1 protein-coding gene is annotated in these 1,095 nt (G+C 36.1%); it reads left to right on the top strand.

Annotated elements, in window-relative coordinates; genetic code table 11:
- Window positions 1-1,095, top strand: a 1,095-nt coding sequence (locus MN204_RS20255) for a YcxB family protein (protein WP_249872889.1), incomplete at both ends; no start/stop codon positions are given.

Consider the following 1,095-nt stretch of genomic DNA (forward strand, 5'->3'; position numbering starts at 1 on the left):
GTTTCGACGGTTATCTTCGCTTTATTGTTACCGATTATTATAAATAAAGCTGCTGTGAAACTAGTAAGAAAAAGTGAGAATAGTAAACGGATTGGGCCTATCTCGTTACATTTATCTGACGAAGGGATTGAAATACAAAGAGAAACGGATCCTAAACAGATCTCATGGAAAGAAATCAACCAAGTAACGTCGGATAACGAAAACTATTTCCTTTATTATGGTGATCGATCTGCTGTTGTTATTCCAAAAAATGCAGTTCCATCACAAACACAACTGATTGAATTTCTATCTATTTACGTAGGCAAAGAGAAGATTGTAAGAAGGAATAGGGTTGGACTAAGCGAAAAACAAAGACGTGTTGTTCTTTCGTTATTGGTAATTGGATTCGTGTTATTATCCGGTGTGAACTATTATTCTATTAAACCCGATCATGACGTTTCAAGAGCAGCGAGAGCGGTGGGTGACTTGTTCGTGTATACCGATCTAGAAGGAAATGGAGAAAATAGAATAAAAGAATCGACAAATCAGGAACAAATAGACCTTGCGATAAAAGAATTAAAGAAAATTGATACTAATAAAAGTAGATATAAAAAATATGACCTAGCGATGCTCAATCTTTATGTGATGGTTAACCAGGCTCAAAAACAATTAAATCAAAGGGAAGGTAATCAGAATCCCGAACGGACGAATAACCAAAAGCAAGAATTTACAACGAACAGTGACTTATCTACAATGGAAAACCTAATAGAAAATTTTCCTGATTTGCAAAGTTCATTTGACGAAGTTCCTTGGGATATTCAAGGAAAGTTATTGTTGCCATCATTAGATGATATTCCTTTTTACATTGAGGAAGTAAATATAGAATATAATGACCGACCATCCGCCGACGTTTATTATGCTGGGGATGGAAAGAGTTTCACTAGTTCTGTTTGGTATTATGAGGAAGGCTTATCAAAACGAGGGGAAGAAGTTCAACTGATAAACGGTACGGTAGGTTATTTTCGTGAGAATGAGGTAACCAATTCCACCAACTCTATTTGGATTACTTGGATTGACCAAGAAAAAGACAGTGGCCTACTCTATAGTGCACGTTTG

Origin of the sequence: Oceanobacillus saliphilus, assembly GCF_023522835.1 — a bacterium.
GTDB classification, from domain to species: Bacteria; Bacillota; Bacilli; order Bacillales; family Amphibacillaceae; genus Oceanobacillus; species Oceanobacillus saliphilus.